Annotated in this window: 14 protein-coding genes and 1 pseudogene; 5 read left to right on the top strand and 10 right to left on the bottom strand. The window is 57.7% G+C overall.

From position 1 onward, the window contains the following. Positions 1-12 precede the first annotated feature (12 nt). From dusA to ACD590_RS12480, 7 genes and pseudogenes are all read right to left on the bottom strand, one after another. Positions 13-1014, bottom strand: coding sequence for a tRNA dihydrouridine(20/20a) synthase DusA (gene dusA / locus ACD590_RS12510; protein ID WP_018447189.1), 1002 nt, complete (start codon positions 1012-1014; stop codon positions 13-15). A 192-nt stretch (positions 1015-1206) separates the two neighbouring features. Further along, positions 1207-1419, bottom strand: a complete 213-nt coding sequence (locus ACD590_RS12505) for a cold-shock protein (protein ID WP_003540801.1) — start codon at positions 1417-1419, stop codon at positions 1207-1209. Positions 1420-1636: 217 nt separating this feature from the next. Further along, positions 1637-1816, bottom strand: coding sequence for a hypothetical protein (locus ACD590_RS12500; RefSeq protein ID WP_439002659.1), 180 nt, complete (start codon positions 1814-1816; stop codon positions 1637-1639). Between the two features lie 135 nt (positions 1817-1951). Further along, positions 1952-2419, bottom strand: a complete 468-nt coding sequence (locus ACD590_RS12495) for a DUF3828 domain-containing protein (RefSeq protein ID WP_439002658.1) — start codon at positions 2417-2419, stop codon at positions 1952-1954. Positions 2420-2648: 229 nt separating this feature from the next. Then, positions 2649-5383 (bottom strand): annotated as a pseudogene (locus ACD590_RS12490) (metal-binding protein). A 66-nt stretch (positions 5384-5449) separates the two neighbouring features. Then, positions 5450-7120 carry a cadherin domain-containing protein gene (locus ACD590_RS12485; protein WP_439002657.1) on the bottom strand — a complete coding sequence of 557 codons (1671 nt, stop codon included), beginning with the start codon at positions 7118-7120 and terminating at the stop codon, positions 5450-5452. Positions 7121-7536: 416 nt separating this feature from the next. Beyond that, positions 7537-8726, bottom strand: a protein-coding gene (locus tag ACD590_RS12480; protein WP_115156737.1) for an IS3 family transposase whose coding sequence is annotated in 2 segments (ribosomal slippage) — positions 7537-8474 and positions 8474-8726 — 1191 coding nt in all. Because the reading frame shifts where the segments join, the coding sequence is not laid out codon by codon here. A gap of 161 nt (positions 8727-8887) precedes the next feature. Between ACD590_RS12480 and ACD590_RS12475 the strand changes: the two genes are divergently transcribed. Continuing rightward, positions 8888-9589 (top strand): hypothetical protein, encoded by a 702-nt coding sequence (locus ACD590_RS12475; protein ID WP_439002656.1) that lies wholly within the window; start codon positions 8888-8890, stop codon positions 9587-9589. A gap of 62 nt (positions 9590-9651) precedes the next feature. On the opposite strand, the gene ACD590_RS12470 is transcribed toward ACD590_RS12475, so the two are convergent. Beyond that, positions 9652-10038, bottom strand: a complete 387-nt coding sequence (locus ACD590_RS12470; protein ID WP_439002655.1) for a GNAT family N-acetyltransferase — start codon at positions 10036-10038, stop codon at positions 9652-9654. 69 nt (positions 10039-10107) lie between these two features. Next, positions 10108-10557: a hypothetical protein gene (locus tag ACD590_RS12465; protein ID WP_439002654.1), complete on the bottom strand. Its 450-nt coding sequence runs from the start codon at positions 10555-10557 to the stop codon at positions 10108-10110. Positions 10558-10855: 298 nt separating this feature from the next. Here ACD590_RS12465 and ACD590_RS12460 point away from each other — a divergent pair, with 298 nt between their 5' ends. From ACD590_RS12460 to ACD590_RS12445, 4 genes are read left to right on the top strand one after another with little or no spacing between them, the layout of a single operon-like run. Beyond that, on the top strand, positions 10856-11548 hold the full coding sequence (locus ACD590_RS12460) for an iron-containing redox enzyme family protein (protein WP_439002653.1): 693 nt from the start codon (positions 10856-10858) through the stop codon (positions 11546-11548). Beyond that, positions 11545-12099: a hypothetical protein gene (locus ACD590_RS12455; protein WP_439002652.1), complete on the top strand. Its 555-nt coding sequence runs from the start codon at positions 11545-11547 to the stop codon at positions 12097-12099. The genes ACD590_RS12460 and ACD590_RS12455 overlap by 4 nt, the downstream gene beginning before the upstream one ends. Positions 12100-12103: 4 nt before the next feature. Next, a complete protein-coding gene (locus ACD590_RS12450) occupies positions 12104-13183 on the top strand; it encodes an ImmA/IrrE family metallo-endopeptidase (RefSeq protein WP_439002651.1) in 1080 nt (359 codons plus the stop codon). 1 nt (position 13184) lies between these two features. Continuing rightward, positions 13185-13670 (top strand): hypothetical protein, encoded by a 486-nt coding sequence (locus ACD590_RS12445; protein WP_439002650.1) that lies wholly within the window; start codon positions 13185-13187, stop codon positions 13668-13670. Here the strand turns inward: ACD590_RS12445 and uvrB are convergent, their stop codons facing one another. Beyond that, positions 13671-16664: an excinuclease ABC subunit UvrB gene (uvrB, locus tag ACD590_RS12440; RefSeq protein WP_439002649.1), complete on the bottom strand. Its 2994-nt coding sequence runs from the start codon at positions 16662-16664 to the stop codon at positions 13671-13673. It abuts the gene before it with no gap. Positions 16665-16707 lie beyond the last annotated feature (43 nt).

Here is a 16707-nt window from a genome sequence, read left to right as displayed (position 1 = left end):
CGCCGCTTCGCGTCAGGCGCTGACCGCCTCCTGATCTGTTCCCGAAAAATCCACCGCCGCAAAGGCGGCCGCCAGCACTTCCGGTCCTGCGCCGGTTTTGGCCGCGTCGGTCGACAGGATCTGGCGGTAGCGCCTTGCGCCCGGCAGGCCGGTGAAGAGGCCGACCATGTGGCGCGCCACGTGCTGCAGCCGGCCGCCGCTGGCGATGTGGCGTTCGGCATAGGCCATCATCCGGTCACGCAACGCTTCCCAGTCCGGTTCGGCCGCAGGCGCACCGAAGAAGCGCTGGTCGATGTCGGCAAGGATCGCGGCATTCTGGTAGGCGGCGCGGCCGAGCATGACGCCATCGACATGGGTTAGGTGGGTTGCTGCCTCGTCGAGCGTGCGGATGCCGCCATTGATGCCGATGAAGACATCGGGCCAGCGTTGTTTCATTCGGTAGACGATGTCGTAGTCGAGCGGCGGGATTTCGCGGTTTTCCTTGGGGCTCAGGCCCTTCAGCCAGGCCTTGCGCGCATGGATCCAGATCGCATCGGCGCCGGCATCGAGAACGCGGGTGATCAGCTCGGGCAGCGCCTGTTCCGGCTCCTGCTCGTCGACGCCGATCCGGCATTTCACCGTCACCGGCACGGTCGCAACCCTCTTCATCGCCGCGATGCATTCGGCCACTGTCTCCGGCGTCAACATCAGGCAGGCGCCGAAGGTGCCCGACTGCACACGGTCGGAGGGGCAGCCGACATTGAGGTTAATCTCGTCATAGCCATAGGGTTCGGCGATCTGCACCGCGTCGGCAAGCTTTGCCGGGTCCGATCCGCCGAGTTGCAGCGCCAGCGGATGCTCGGCGGCGTCATGACCGAGCAGCCGCTCGCGCGGGCCGTGGATGATCGCATCGGCCACCACCATCTCGGTATAGAGCAGCGCCTCGCGGCTGATCTGCCGGTGGAAATAGCGGCAATGCCGATCCGTCCAGTCGATCATCGGGGCGACCGCAAAAATTGGCCTCTTCTGCGTCATAGATGTTCCATCGTTCGTTGTTCCCGGGCGCCGCACTGCGGTGCCCCGCTGCCTCAATGCAGCGCCGTATGGGCGGGATCATCCATAAGCGCGCATATAACATTTGCCGATGCGATCGACAAATCGAACGCCAAAAACAGAAACAGCGCCCCTTGCGGAGCGCCGTTCATGCCGCGTGAACGGAAGTCTGACTTACGAAGCCGAGATGTTGACGGCCTTCGGGCCCTTGCCCATGCGGTCCGGCTCGGTGTCGAAGGTAACCTGCTGGCCTTCGCGCAGCGACTGGATGCCAGAAGCCTGCAGCGCAGAGATATGGACGAAAACGTCCTTTGCGCCGCCATCCGGCGTGATGAAACCAAAACCCTTGTCCTGGTTGAAGAATTTTACGGTGCCCTTGGTGGCCATTGGGATCGTCCTTTTCCCTTAGTCTGTGTAGTATCCGCGCCCCCGAGAGGAAGCGGACGGCTTTAGCTTTCGCCCCGATCGATTGGGACGAAGGGTCAGTCGGAGAAGTCACGTACGGGGAAAGAACGTCTACGTAGGCGGGTATTCCCGCGCCGCCTTCCAAACGGAAGGGATTACCACATCAGTCCAGTCACCGGCATGCAAATGCCCGAGTAAGTCAATTCGTGCCAGCATTTCGGGCAAAAAGCAAGCGGGATTCTTTTGGCATACCTGCATCGATGTCGGGAAATGCCGAAGATTCAGATACTTGACGGTGGGTTAACGGATTTTTGCCCGGCTGTGCCATCGTGGGATTCCGTGCCGAAACGGGATGACGGGCGGATTCGATATCCGGCATGGATTTGTTCGTGGGGCGGTCGGGTCGACAGGCACACCGATCAGCCCTCATGGTGGGTGAGGAACGGAGCAATCGATTGCAGTGACAAACGCAGGGTCGCCTCGAACCACAAGGGCGGGTGACTGGGCCGCCCGCCTACTGCGCGTCACCCAGCAACGCGCTCAGGCTCCATGGATTATCACCCTTCTGATTAGCGATGTCGTCGACCTTCCAGCCGCCATGTTCACGCACCAGGGTGTAGCAGAGCGTCACCTCTTCGCCGTTTTCGAACTGCACCTCCACCTCGGCCTTATCATCCAGCAGGATCGGTTGGCCGATCCTGACGTCGTTCGCTGCGCCGTCCTGGCCTGCGATGACGGGATCGAAGTCGATTGCGCCGATATCGCCCTCCGGTGTGTTATCGAGATCGGTCTGGAGGAGCTTGTTCAGGTGGTCGGAGAAGAAGGCGGAATAGGGCGAGGGCGCCTCGGCGTCGCTGTTGTCGGTGTCGTAGCTATAGAGCGCCTTGAGCAGCGCCTTCGGCGTCTTGTAGGTTGCCGCCGATGCGGGCAAGGCTGCGAGCGCCGCCATGGCCAGGGCGAGGATGAATGTGGGCAGGCGCATGCGGGCTCTCCTCGGATCGGCAGGAGTTATAGCCGAACCGGGTGCGTAGGGGGAGCAGCAATTTGGATCGGGCGCTCAGCCCGAACTCCCGCTTCTACCCAGTGGGGAAAAGAGATTCGGCGGGGCGCCTTGTTCCGCCTCATCGACACGGGGAGCTTGCTGACCGCAAGCCCCCCGTTTTTAAAGCCATTGGCGACGTATTGCGTCGCCGCTTGGAATCAAGCCGCAGTTAGATCAAAGCGTCGTGCAGCAGGCTCGAAACCGACGGCTCGAAGACGTCCTTCACGGCGAGCGTGAAATCGTGGCTGGTGGCGTTTCCAGCCGCGTCATAGGCCTCGGCGGTGAAGGTCAGGCTGTGGGTGCTTTCGTAGTCGATCGCAGCCTTTGTCTGGATCTTGTTGCCGACCAGCTTGAAGATGCCGTCGGCATCGTCCGTCAGCCGCCATTTCACGGCGCCGCCTTCCGGATCGACCGCCGTGAGCAGGCCGACCGAGGTGCCGATGGCGATATTCTCGGAGACCGAGCCGCGCGAGAAGGCGAGCTTGGTCGGCGCCTGGTTGACAGGGGCTTCGTTGACGTCGAGGACGTTGATCGTGATGTCCTTCTGGACGGTAACCTTGCCGTCCGAAACAGCGACCTTGATCGTATGCGACTTGTCCGTCTCGTAATCCAGAGCCTTCGAGGTGACGATGCGATTGCCCTTTATCCGGAAGTGATCGTTCGCCCCGTCAATCAGCGTATAGGTGAGCGCGTCGCCATCGGCGTCCTTGGCGCTGAGCAGGCCGACCGTGGTCCAGATCGGTGTGCTCTCCAACAGGGAAGTTTTCGAGAGCTGTATATTGGTGGGCGCGCTGTTGCTGCCGTCGGGCGTGAACTTTCCCTTGGCGAAATCGTAGACGCCGTCGGCAAAACGGGCGAATTCAACATCGGTCAGCGTATCCTTGCCCTCCAGGGCGCTTGTCAGGATGTGGCTGCCATTGTTCAATGCGAAGGAGTAGTTGGCGAAATTGCCTGAGAAGACCGCCGTATCGATGCCCGCACCGCCCAACAGCACGTCGTTGCCGGCGCCGCCTTCGAATTTGTCATTGCCGCCGGTTCCGAAGAAATAGTCGTCGCCGCCGCCGGTCTTGACGTCGATGCCGAAGGCGGTGCCGAAGATGTCGACGTGGCGGTTTGCCAGTTCGTCGGAGAGATCGGCATGGGCGCTGTCCGTCAAAGTCAGTGCGAGGACTCGTTCTCGTAGCCCGGCTTCTCGTAAATGACGATCTTGTCGAAGCTTTCGAACTGGGCGGCCGAAGCGAGAACCTCGGCTCCCGCCGTTTCAAGAATTTCGACGTTCTTGATCGTTAGGCCGGCAAGCCCGATGAATTCCATGCCAGGGCCTAACGTGGGCTTGATAACTTGCAGCGTGTCGGTGCCTGCGCCACCGTCGATCACCCCGGAAATCGCGGAAGAATGTGTCTGCAGGTTGATGGCATCATTGCCATCGCCGGCGTCAATATCGAAGGTCTCAGGAGCGGTGGAAAGATTATCCCCATCAGTGATCTTGTCGTCGCCGGTTCCACCCCGGATAACGTCATTTCCAACGCCGCCGAAGATCTGGTCGTTGCCTGCGCCGCCGGTCAACGTGTCATTGCCGGCATAGCCGTTGATCACGTCGTTGCCTGCGCCACCATCGAAAGTATCGTTGCCGGCGGTTCCCTCCAAGTGGTCGTTGCCGCCGCCCGTCGTCACGTCGATACCGGAGGCGCTGCCGGTGATGTAGGCCCCACGGCTTGCCAGTTCGTCGGAAAGATCGACATGGGCGCTGTCCGTCAACATCAGACCGAGGCCAGAGTTCTGGTCGCTGGGGCTGTTCGAGAAGACGATCTTGTCGAAGCTTTCGAACTGCGCGGACGAACCGGCAACCATCGATCCCGCCGTTTCAAGGATTTCGATGTTCTTGATCGTCAGGCCCTGCAGCCAGGGGGCTCGCAGAATATCAATTCCAGAACCGCCATCGATTGTTCCGGAAAGTACATGAGTGTTGGTCTGCACGGTTATGGTATCTGCGCCGTCGCCCGCATTTATGTCGAAGGTTTCAGGGGAAGATCCGAAGAGCTTACCATCGGTGATCGTGTCGTTGCCCGTGCCGCTCCTGATGATGTCATTTCCATCATTGCCATAGATGATGTCGTCGCCGGCGCCGGTGTCGATGATGTCGTTGCCGGCGGTCCCGGTGAAGTAGTCTCGCGTGCTTCCAGTCGTGACGTTGATACCGGAAGTGTTAAGGGCGCCAGAGATGAAGACCTGATCGGCTATCAGCTCTTCGGAGAGGTCGACATGGCCGCTGTCCGCCAAATGCAAGTAGAGGCCAAGTTGGGAGGTAGTGGTGATCTTGTCGAAGCTTTCGAACTGCGCGGACGATCCGGTAACACCGTTTGACCCTGTTCCGAGAATCTCGAAGTTCTTGATCGTCAGGCCCGTCATATCCTCGGTCTGCAGCGTGTCGGTGCCGGCGCCGCCGTCGACTGTTCCGGATATCTGGACGAAGGGGCCTTTTTCCAAAATCACGGTGTCGTTGCCAATGCCCGCATCAATATTGAAGACTTCAGCGACGTCGGCAAAATAATCACCATCGCCAATCGTGTCATCGCCCGCGCCCCCCTTGATCACGTCATTGCCGGTCCCACCGAAGAGTCTGTCATTGCCGTCACCACCATTCAGCGTGTCTGAGCCCCCACCGCCCAATATGGTATCGTTGCCTGCGCCTGTCGTGATGACATTGGCGCTGCTCGATCCTGTCACCTCGGCGGAAACCGATCCCAGCTCATCGGCCAGGTTTGCCACCCCGGAACCCGAGACAGAGAGGGTGACAGCGGCGAGAGGAGTGGCGTTAGAGTAGCGGATAATATCGTACGCTTCGAATTCAGCGCCCGTCTTGGTAACCGTGGCGCCATTCGTGTCCAGAATATTCAAGGCCATATTCAAACTTTCAAAAGGATGGATGTTTGCCGACACATTTCTGCGTCGGCGGCAATCGCGTTGCGGCTAAATCAACGCCTCATGCGACAAGCTCGAAACCGATGGCTCGAAGACGTCCTTCACGGCGAGTGTGAAATTGTGGCTGGTGGCGTTTCCGGCCGCGTCGTAGGCTTCGGCGGTGAAGGTCAGGCTGTGGGTGTTTTCGTAGTCGATCGCCGCCTTCGTCTGGATCTTGTTGCCGACGAGCTTGAAGATGCCGTCGGCATCGTCCGTCAGCCGCCATTTGACCGCGCCGCCTTCCGGATCGACCGCCGTGAGGAGGCCGACCGAGGTGCCGATGGCGATATTCTCGGAGACTGAGGTGCGCGAGAAGGCGAGATTGGTCGGCGCCTTGTTGACAGGGGCTTCGTTGACGTCGAGGACGCTGATCGTGATGTCCTTTTCGACCGTAACCTTGCCGTCCGAAACAGCCACCTTGATCGTGTGCGACTTGTCGGTCTCGTAGTCCAGCGCCTTCGAGGTGACGATGCGGTTGCCCTTTATCCGGAAGTGATCGTTCGCCCCGTCGAGCAGTGTATAGGTGAGCGCGTCGCCATCGGCGTCCTTGGCGCTGAGCAGACCGACCGTGGTCCAGATCGGCGTGTCCTCGGAGAGGGCGGTTTTCGACAGCTGGATATTGGTCGGCGCGCTATTGCTGCCGTCGAGCGTGAACTTTTCCGTGGCGAAATCGTAGACGCCATCGGCAAAGCGCGCGAATTCGACGTCTGTCAGCGTATCCGTCCCTTCCGCGGCGCTTGTCAGGATGTGATCGCCATTGTTCAATGCGAAGGAATAATTGGCGAAATTGCCGGAGAAGATCGCGGTATCGATGCCGGCGCCACCATTGATGGCGTCGTTGCCGGCGCCGCCCGTCAATTTGTCGTTGCCGGCCTCGCCATTGATAATGTCGTTGCCGCCATTGCCGTCGAAAATGTCGTTGCCGTCGGTGCCAAAAAACTCGTCGTCGCCGCCGCCGGTCTTGACGTCAATGCCGGAGGCATAGCCATGGATGAAAGATCCGCGATCTCCCAACTCGTCGGAAAGATCGAGGTGGGCACTGTCCGTCACTGCCAATGAAGGGTTAAAATTGGGGAACGGATCGCTCGACCAGACGATCTTGTCAAAGCTTTCGAGCTGCGCGCTTGAACCGGCAACCCAAACGCCCGCCGTTTCAAGGATTTCGATGTTCTTAATCGTCAGACCCTGCAGCGACGGGGCACGCAGCGTATCGATCCCGGCGCCGCCATCGATCGTTCCGGAAAGTGAAACGAATGTATCCACGGTTATGGCATCGTCGCCGTCGCCCGCATCGATGTTATAGACCGCAGGGGTAAAGCTGAAGCGGTCATCATCGGAGATCGTATCGTTGCCTGCGCCGCCTCTGATGACGTCATTTCCGACGTCGCCCCAAAGCATGTCATTGCCGTCCCCGCCATTCAGCGTGTCTGCGCCGTCGCCACCTGAGATGGTGTCGTTGCCTGCGCCCGTTGTGATCGTGTTATCGCCGCTCGAGCCGGTCACGTTCGCGGAAACCGAGCCCAGTTCGTCGGCCAGATCTGCCGCGCTAGAATCGGACACGACCAGAGTGACGGGCGCGGAAGGATTTGCGGCGGAGTCCCGGATGACGTCGTACGCTTCGAATCCAGCGCCGGTCTTAGTAACTGTGGCGCCGTTCGTGTCCAGAATATTCAGGGCCATATTAAACTTTCCAATAGATGCGTTGTATTCTGTAAAAACCAAAAATCCCCGGTGGGAACGGTTGTTGCTGGTTCAATCAACGACAACCGCGTGGGGAATATTGCTTACCTTTGCCAATTGCTAACCAATTTTTCAATGCAGAATTGTGTATTTTCGATGGATTTTTAATGGAAAAATAAGATTTAATTGACGAGAGACCAGTTTGAATTTGAGAACTCAAAGTCGATTTTTGGCTTTCTAAATATATATCGTTTCGTTTGCCGATATGACGCGCCCTGGGTATAAAGCCGCGGGAAAATTGTGTTCCCGGCGAGATTCTTCAGCGTTGCCATTAAGCGCGGCCATCGGTGCTATAACTCCCCACTCGATGACAGGTTTCGGGCTTGCGTTTGAGGGCTTGACCTGCCACTGAACTTTCATCCAGCGGCGACTAGAGCCCCGGCGGTTTTGAATACGCCAAGTGGCGCGGTGTGAGCAACCGGCGGAAACGCGAAGCTTTCATCTTGCGCAGCGTTGGAGCCGGTTGCGGCGATGGTCCCGGCAAAGTCTGCCGGGGTTTGGTATCCGAGGGATGAGTGCGGCCGAAAATGGTTGTAATCGTCGGCCCATTCAGCAATGGCGCTTCGGGCATGATCGAGGCCGAAGAACAGGCTTTCGTTGAGCAGTTCGTCGCGCATGCGCCCGTTGAAACTCTCGACATAGCCATTCTGCATCGGCTTTCCCGGCGCGATGTAGTGCCACTCGACCTTGTGATCTTTCGACCAGGCGAGGATGGCATTCGACGTTAGTTCGGTCCCGTTGTCGGAGACAATCATTCCGGGCTTGCCGCGTCGTTCGATCAGCGTCGTCAGTTCTCGGGCGACACGTCGACCGGAGATAGATGTGTCCGGGATCGCTGCCAGGCATTCGCGCGTCACATCATCGACAATGTTGAGCACGCGGAAGCGTCTGCCGCAGGCGAACTGGTCGTGGACGAAATCCAGCGACCAGCGGGCATTGGCCTTCGCTTCGACCAGGATCGGTGCACGCGTGCCGACAGCACGCCGCCGGGCCTTTCGCTTGCGAACGGAAAGCCCTTCCTCGCGATAAAGACGGTAGATGCGATTGACGCCGGACGGCTCTCCATCCCGCCGAAGCAGGATGAACAGCCGACGGTAGCCGAAACGCCGTCGCTCATTGGCGAGGTCACGCAGCTTCGCTCGCAGATCGACCTCCGGCGGTCGATTGGACCGATAACGGATCGTCTTGCGGTCGGCGGATACGATCTGGCAGGCCCGCCGTTCCGAAAGACCCATGACGGCCTTCAGATGCGTGACGGCTTCACGCTTGGCGGCAGGCCCTACCATTTTTTTGCAAGAAGCTCGCGGAGCGCGGCTGCATCAAGCATCTGTTCGGCCAACAGCTTCTTCAGCCTGGTATTCTCGTCCTCAAGCGCCTTCAGCCGCTTCGCCTCGGAGACTTCCATGCCGCCATATTTGGCTTTCCAGTTATAAAACGTCGCTTCTGAAATCCCGTGCTTGCGGCAGAGGTCGGCCGCCTTCGCGCCAGCCTCCTGCTCCTTCAGCACACCGATAATCTGCTCTTCCGTAAATCGCTGCTTCTTCATTCGTCCGTCCCTTAATAGGCCGGACTCTAATCCATTCTGGAGGAAATTCGCAGTGGCAGGTCAGGCTGCGCGCTTCGGCGCGGCCGGTCTCAGACGAGCTTGATGAGGCTCGCCTCGGTGGGGTAAATCCGTCAGCGCGGTAAAGGGATTCGCCAAGCTTTTTGAGTACAGCAATATTTGACAATTCGACCGCCTATGCGGCAAGGCAGGTTTCACAGGTGGCCAAAATAACGTTCAGGAGCACGCTGGAACCAGGGCTGGCGGATCTCGGTTTTCACAGGGTTGAAAAGTTCCTGTATCGGTCGGATGGCCACGGCGCCATTCAACATTTCCTGGAGTTCCAATTGTGGGGCGGCCCGCTGAACTATGTTTTATGCGATTTCGGCATGGCAAGCGCGGATGGGCATCGCTTTGCCGTGGAGTGCCTGAAATTATATGGCGGCGTTAGTTACTCATGGCAGAACTGGGTGCCGCGCGTCTTCGGTGTTTGGTGTCAAGTCGGTCGGTTCTGCGGGTGGGGTCCGAGAAGCTCTTTGAAGCTCAACAAGAGCGAAATGCACAATATTTCTGATCGAGCCCTGCGGGACATCAGGGATATGATCTTGCCGAAAGCGAAGGCCGTTACCAGCCTTGAGGCCTTCGCAGATCAGATATTGAAAGACGAGCCTTGGCTACCCTGGATTACTTCCCACGGAGCGATGCGAGCTGCCGAGTATATCTATGCCGCGCGACGGATCGGGACCGATCCGTCGACCATCCTCTCCGCTATCGAGCCACGCGCCCATCCAGACGTGAAGAGTGGACTCGGTCGGAACGTCGATGCTTTCGCTTTTATCGAGAGCGTGTTGTCACATAGGTTATAGGCTGTCAGCGTCACGCCCGGTCGGGCGCTAGCCAAAGACTCGCCGCCTTCGCTGCGGAAGCATTACGCGAGCTTGATGAGGCCCGCCTCTGTCGGGGCAAATCCGCAGGCGCGGTAGAAGCCGGTCAGATGCGGTTCGAAATCGACATGCAGCCACGCAGCGCCCCGCTCCCGCGCAATCCGCGTCGCTTCCCTGACCAGCCGCGTCGCGATCCCCTGCCGTCGCATATCAGGGTGAACCGAGGTGTCGAGGATGAAGGCATGAATGCCGCCATCCCAAGCGACATTGACGAAGCCGACGAGCCTTTCGTCGTGGTAGGCGCCGATATGGGTGAGGCTGCGGGAGAGGATGGGGGTGAAGTCGCGCGGGGCAGGGGCGCCCCAGGCGGCGGACCAGAGGGCGTTGAATTCGGCGGCGGAGGGGAAGGGGTCGATGCGGAGTTCTGGCATGGGTGGCGGCTCCTTCCTTCATGCTGGCGGTGCTTTGGTTGGCGGCCCTGGCGAGTGTCCTGATATAACCTAAACCTGCCCCCATATTTTCCGCAGTGGTGTTCCAAGGCATTCAGCCATCTTCCCGTCCTGTTCCCCGGTGGTATCGCCGATTCCTAGATTGTGGGCCTCGAGAGCAAAGCGGCCGAACGCGGCGGGCCAGACATACCGCAGGTCGTTCAATGATACGGTGGCGCCGCAGCAAGGGGCCACGGTGTTGAGGCCTTTGAACCTATCGGCAGAAGCGGTTTCCATCGCCTCTCCCCACCATTCCTCGGCATCCGCGCCGCAGGCGCTGCACTCCACGCCAGACCAGTTTTCGCCGGGATCGTAGAACCTGACCTCATCCTCGAAGTTCGATTTCACCTCGTCCGCCCCGGGAACGGTTGTTTCCAGCAAGGAGACCGCCTTGGTGGCGTTTTCCGGGGCAGGTTGCCAATACGGGTTGGCTGGGATGTAGCGTAGGATGGTGTCGGACATTGTTGGTTTCTTTCTGGGCACAAGTGTTTTGCTCATCGAACTGCGACAGGTATTCGATGCTTGAGGGGTTATTTGCAAGACCCAGGGGCATTCGTTGCGGTCTTCAAAAACGAGATTTACTAGCGGGCTCTTCAGATAAGCGCTGTCGGAAGCCGAAGTATTCGGCTTAGTGCCGTGACTCGCGGTAAGCCACTCGCAAGACAGGATCGCGTTTAATAAGGTTCTGTGTGCAAATTCTAATTCCGGTTGCAGACTCAACGAACTTAGCGATAGTTATTTACGGCTCTTGGAGGGAAGCATGGATCGCACAACTGCGCTGTCTTACTATCAGCTATTCCCGTTTCATGATCATCCTTTGTGGAAGTCTATTATCGAGGGCAAATTTAGCCGTGAGCAAGTGCTTCAGGCTGAAATGCAGCACTATATTCGATCAGAGATTGGTAAGATTTATCGCGAGCATTCAGCCATAGCAGCCAAGCATCTGGACGCAAATATATATGAGTTGCTCCATGAAACAGTGGTTGAGGAGTGTTACGGCGTGGATGGCGGCCCGAGCCATGCCGAACTCATAAAGCATTTCTTGTTGGAAAATGGTGTGTCACCAACGGACTTGCGCCATGCGGTTTCAACGCCGGGTAATGTGGCAGCGATTGCCATATATAGAGATATCGCGGAGCGGGGGCCGGTTCACCATATGATAGGCGCTGGGTGTGTCGAACATTATTATAGTAAGTTATGTCCGAGGATTTTTGATGCTTATGCCAACATCTATAAATTTAAGCCTGGATCATTCGAAACCTACGAGATCCATGGACCAATGGATCAAATCCACGGCGAGCGAGCGCTAGAGATTTTAAAGTCTCCCTTAGCGCAAGCGATGGCGAACGACCTTTCGCTGGCGGTGAGGGATGCGTTTGTAGCAACGAGTCTTCACTACGATGGGATGTTTCAGGCTGCGACACAAACCCAAGTTTATTGGAGCGGGACGTGAAGGGCTATATCTACAAACTCTATAAAGGCGCTGACCCTCATAAAGGTTGGACCTTCAACGATCCTATCTTTGGCAAGAAGGCTTCCCTTGGTGCCTGTATGCCAAATATCAGAGGTGCCGTCGAACTCGGAGATTGGATTTTTTGTATCAGCGGGAAAATCGTCGAAAAATCCCCTTACATCGTGGGTGGATTTCAGGTTGATGAAAAAATATCGGCGATAGAAGCAAATCTTAAATATCCCGAATTTCGCTTGCAGAAGAACGAATTTGGCCAAATTATCGGAAATATAATAGTAGATGACAATGGAGATCATCATCCTCTCGACGATCATGACAAGTTTGAAAAGAGACGAGAGAATTATGTTCTCGGAAAAAACAAAATATATATAGAAAGCCCGCAGTCCGTTGAGAGGAGCCGTCAGAAGACGCTAGAGGTATTGCAAAAAACCTTTGGAAAGAGTGCGAACCGGATAGACGACCTTGTTCCAAGGTGGCGGAAGCTCGATGAGGGGCAGATCGAAACGTTGGTAGGTGAGCTTAAGAAGATATAAAACGGTGACGGCACTTCTAGATTATTTATTGGCGAGGAAGATCGCCAAAGAAAAAGTTGCCGATGCAGGCATCGCGCTGCATCGCGTCGAAGAATTGTACGGCGACGCCGAGCCGACGATTGATGAAATAAGAAAAGTCTCCAAAGCCTTCAAGGTGGCCGCCCGCGATCTTATTCTTCCTGTTAATTTTGATCTTACCGATCGAACGAAATTTCGTTCGAATTTCAATTACAGTCCAGATGATCTAAGTTATTATGAAGCTTGTCTCATCGAAAATAGATTTACTGAAATAGCGTCGGAAATTTCTATAAAATCTACACTACCTTTTTTCGTAGATTTTCAGAAAACAAATGACTCAGCGGAACAGTTGTCACGATTGTTTCGAATCAAGTTCATCGGTGCCGATTTAGAGTCTCCGCTTTTCGATTTGCCGACTATTTTGTATGAAAATTTTAAGATTATTTTATTTACATTTTCTTCTCGGGAGATCGATGGAGCTTCATACCGAAGGAGCAATTCTGCAATAATATCTATTGCAGAGCGCAATGATATCAGGATGATGTACACGCTCGGACATGAGCTATGCCATCTCCTTGTTGATATCAATGACCATAGCAACTCTGAAGCTTGGATTGACGAAGATGTTTTTGCTCCAAGCAACGCAGAGGTGAGAACGGCGGAATACTTTGCAAATGAGTTTTCTGCGTGTTTGCTGATCCCACTTGAAGGTCTCTTGAGCGAAATCAAAGCGATTAATGCGCGCATTGATGGTCCAGGATCACTTACGGCTTATCATGTCGCAAGTATTGCTCGAAAGTTTGGTACCAGTTTTAGTGTGGCTGCTAGACGCTGTGAAACCCTAGGGCTCATAGATCCCGGTGCCGCATCCATGCTGGAAGGCGCGGTAAAGAAAGGGTATAAATCCGCAGAAATATTTGCTGACGCTGTTGATATACCAAGGCGCCCAACTGTTGATTGGAAGCAGCCAGCAAACGACATAATAAAAGAACTCGATAATTTGTTTATTTCTGGTGATCTATCATGGACGAGAGTGCACGAGCTTCTCAATTTGAAGATCATGTAGAATGCACATAATCGATACTTGCGCTCTTATAAACATATTTAATTGTCAGCTATCGGCGGCGGCGATCGGGCAATTTAAAGGCAGTATCTGTGTGCAGGGATTGGTGGAAGACGAGTGCGAGTCGATCCGGGTAAAGTTGGAGTCCTTAATAGGAGACGGTCTTATTTTTCGATTTGATGGCTCGAACATTATGGGCAGCGACGTTGCTTCGATGGCCACGGAATATGCCATTGGCATTGGGGAATCGGAGTGTTTGGCAATTGCCAAGAAATACGAATTTAATTTTATCTCGGACGATAAGCGTGCTCGCCATGCTGCCATGAAAGCTATTCCGACGGCGGCGGTAACTGGCAGTATCGGCCTGCTCTGTAGTCTCTTGGATGCGAATGCGATAAACCAAAACGATGCCGATCAGGCGTTGCTCGATATCCGCACCTGCGGTGGTCACGTACCCAATTTCGATTTCAAAACACGCAGAATTTGTTGATCACCGCCCCGGCCGCCCAGTCTTCCCCTTCGTCCTGCTCTTGCGCTTCTGCTCGCCCGGGTCCTCATAACTGCCCACGCCCGTCTTCCCGCGCACGACCGGCCGCACGTCATCGCGGTCCGGCTGGCCTTCAAGCAGCGGTGAAAACCGCTTGGTGCCCTTGGCGGCTTCCGGCTTTTCCGGCAGCGCCCCAATGACCGGTTTTTCCGTTCGGCCGACCGTCATTTCGTCGAGGTCGTTTTTGCGGAAGAGGGTCTCCTTTGCAGGTTCGGCGATGTCGCGGCCCATCTCATCCAAGGCGGGTTTGCGGAAGAGAGGGGTGGTGGTGTCGGTGCCTGGGCCCATGTCGTCGATTGAGGGTTTGGCGAAGTAGGAGGGGGCGGCCCCCTCATCCGCCCCGCGGGCACCTTCTCCCCGCTGGGGAGACGGGGATTCGCGGCCCGCTTTTCCGTTCCTTTTGCCGCCTTCCATTGCCTTCGCTTCTTCGCGCGCCATCGGGTCGTCCATAGCGGCGAGTTCCACGGCCTTGAGGCGTTTGATTTCGTCGCGGAGGCGGGCGGCTTTTTCGAAGTCGAGGTCGGCGGCGGCGTCGCGCATGCTTTTTTCGAGCGCGTTGAGATGGGTCTGCAGGTTGTTGCCGACGAGGTTGCCGCCATCGGCGAAGCCCTTGCCCGAGACGCCCGAGATGTCGGCGCGGACGTGGTCGCGTTCGTAGACGGAGTCGAGGATGTCGGAGATCCTGGCCTTGACCGATTCCGGCGTGATGCCGTGCTCCTGGTTATAGACCATCTGCTTTTCGCGGCGGCGGCTGGTTTCCTCCATCGCCCGCTTCATCGAGCCGGTGACCTGGTCGGCATAGAGGATGACCTTGCCGTCGACGTTGCGCGCGGCGCGGCCGATCGTCTGGATCAGCGAAGTTTCCGAGCGCAGGAAGCCTTCCTTGTCGGCGTCGAGAATGGCGACGAAGCCGCATTCGGGAATGTCGAGGCCTTCGCGCAAAAGGTTGATGCCGACGAGCACGTCGAAAGCGCCGAGGCGGAGATCGCGGAGGATCTCGATACGTTCAAGCGTGTCGATGTCGGAGTGCATGTAGCGGACGCGGACGCCCTGCTCATGCAGATATTCGGTCAGGTCCTCGGCCATGCGCTTGGTCAGCACGGTGCAGAGGGTGCGGTAGCCCTTGGCCGCGGTCTCGCGGATCTCGCCGAGCACGTCGTCGACCTGGGTGCGGGCCGAGCGGACCTCGACCGGCGGGTCGATCAGGCCGGTCGGTCGGATCACCTGTTCGGCGAAGACGCCGCCCGACTGCTCCATCTCCCAGCCGCCAGGGGTGGCCGAGACAGCGATGGTGTCGGGGCGCATGGCGTCCCATTCCTCGAAGCGCAGCGGCCGGTTGTCCATGCAGGAGGGCAGGCGGAAGCCATATTCAGCCAGCGTCGCCTTGCGCCTGAAGTCGCCCCGGTACATGCCGCCGATCTGCGGCACGGTGACATGGCTCTCGTCGATGAAGACGAGGGCATTGTCGGGAATATATTCGAACAGGGTCGGCGGCGGGTCGCCGGGGTCGCGGCCGGTGAGATAACGCGAATAGTTCTCGATGCCTTGGCAGGAGCCTGTGGCTTCGAGCATTTCGATATCGTAGCGGGTGCGCTGCTCCAGGCGCTGGGCCTCCAGCAGACGGCCGGCCTTCTCCAGCTCGGCCAGGCGCAGCCTGAGCTCCTCCTTGATCGACTTGATAGCGCCGTTCAGCGTCGGGCGCGGGGTGACATAGTGCGAATTGGCGTAGATCTTCACCGATTTCAGGTCGCCGACCTTCTGGCCGGTGAGTGGGTCAAATTCGGTGATGGCGTCGATCTCGTCGCCGAACATCGAGATGCGCCAGGCGGCATCTTCCAAGTGGGCGGGGAAGAGCTCGATCGTATCGCCGCGCACCCGGAAGGAACCACGGGTGAAATCCATATCGCGGCGTTTGTATTGCTGGGCCACGAGGTCGGCCAGCAGCTGGCGCTGGTCGAGCCGGTCGCCGACCGACATCTGGAAGGTCATCGCCGTATAGGTCTCGACCGAGCCGATACCATAGATGCAGGAGACCGAGGCGACGATGATGCAATCGTCGCGTTCGAGCAGAGAGCGCGTCGCCGAGTGGCGCATGCGGTCGATCTGCTCGTTGATCGAGCTTTCCTTCTCGATATAGGTGTCGGAGCGCGGCACATAGGCTTCCGGCTGGTAATAATCGTAGTAGGAAACGAAATATTCCACCGCATTGTCGGGGAAAAAGTTCTTGAATTCGGAATAGAGCTGGGCGGCCAGCGTCTTGTTCGGCGCCAGGATGACGGCCGGGCGCTGCGTCGCCTCGATCACCTTGGCCATGGTGAAGGTCTTGCCGGAGCCGGTGACGCCGAGCAACACCTGGCTGCGGTCGCCATTCTCCAGGCCTTCGACGAGATCGCGGATGGCCGTCGGCTGGTCGCCGGCCGGCTCGTAATCCGACTGCATGCGGATGGCGATGCCGCCTTCGGATTTGTCGGGCCGGGCAGGGCGGTGCGGTGTCCAGATCTTACCGTTCTTGTGCAGCGGATTGCCGCTCTCGATCAGCGCCGACAGCGCCTCGACCGTGGCAGTGACGGCGGTGCCGGCCTGCAGCGACGAGGCCTCCTCCAGCGTCGTATCCATGCCGGAGACGGGATTGAGGCCGGCGGCCGCGCGCGTCTTCGGGTCGGTCGAGCCGCCCATGGAGGTGCCGCGCGCCGATTTCGAGGCGCTGACGCCGCCGTCGCTGGTTTTCGTCCTGGCGGCGATTTCCACCTTCTTGCGATGTTTGCCGGCCTTGGAGGCGATCTGGCGCTGGGTCTCGACGCCCGAGGTTTCGGCATCGGCCTCCAGCTGCTTCACCCAATCGGCAACCGAGCCTGAGAGGGGGGCTCCCTCAAAATACGATTGAGGGGCTTCCTCGAAGCCATTCGGGGCGGGGGATTTCTTCGGAGATCTGGCCATGGCGGGAATATGGAGAGAGTCACCGCGAAAGGGAAGAGGGAAA

Source organism: Rhizobium sp. 862_C5_N1_2, from assembly GCF_051811205.1.
In the GTDB taxonomy this organism is placed as follows: domain Bacteria; phylum Pseudomonadota; class Alphaproteobacteria; order Rhizobiales; family Rhizobiaceae; genus Rhizobium; species Rhizobium leguminosarum.
This window is presented reverse-complemented; position numbering and strand designations above follow the sequence as displayed.

What these genes read in the sequence shown, in the direction of transcription:
- ACD590_RS12445 (WP_439002650.1), top strand. Translation starts at nt 13,185, where the DNA reads ATGCACATAATCGATACTTGCGCTCTTATAAACATATTTAATTGTCAG.
- dusA (WP_018447189.1), bottom strand. Translation starts at nt 1,014, where the DNA reads ATGACGCAGAAGAGGCCAATTTTTGCGGTCGCCCCGATGATCGACTGG.
- ACD590_RS12470 (WP_439002655.1), bottom strand. Translation starts at nt 10,038, where the DNA reads ATGCCAGAACTCCGCATCGACCCCTTCCCCTCCGCCGCCGAATTCAAC.
- uvrB (WP_439002649.1), bottom strand. Translation starts at nt 16,664, where the DNA reads ATGGCCAGATCTCCGAAGAAATCCCCCGCCCCGAATGGCTTCGAGGAA.
- ACD590_RS12460 (WP_439002653.1), top strand. Translation starts at nt 10,856, where the DNA reads ATGGATCGCACAACTGCGCTGTCTTACTATCAGCTATTCCCGTTTCAT.
- ACD590_RS12495 (WP_439002658.1), bottom strand. Translation starts at nt 2,419, where the DNA reads ATGCGCCTGCCCACATTCATCCTCGCCCTGGCCATGGCGGCGCTCGCA.
- ACD590_RS12485 (WP_439002657.1), bottom strand. Translation starts at nt 7,120, where the DNA reads ATGGCCCTGAATATTCTGGACACGAACGGCGCCACAGTTACTAAGACC.
- ACD590_RS12500 (WP_439002659.1), bottom strand. Translation starts at nt 1,816, where the DNA reads ATGCCGGATATCGAATCCGCCCGTCATCCCGTTTCGGCACGGAATCCC.
- ACD590_RS12465 (WP_439002654.1), bottom strand. Translation starts at nt 10,557, where the DNA reads ATGTCCGACACCATCCTACGCTACATCCCAGCCAACCCGTATTGGCAA.
- ACD590_RS12505 (WP_003540801.1), bottom strand. Translation starts at nt 1,419, where the DNA reads ATGGCCACCAAGGGCACCGTAAAATTCTTCAACCAGGACAAGGGTTTT.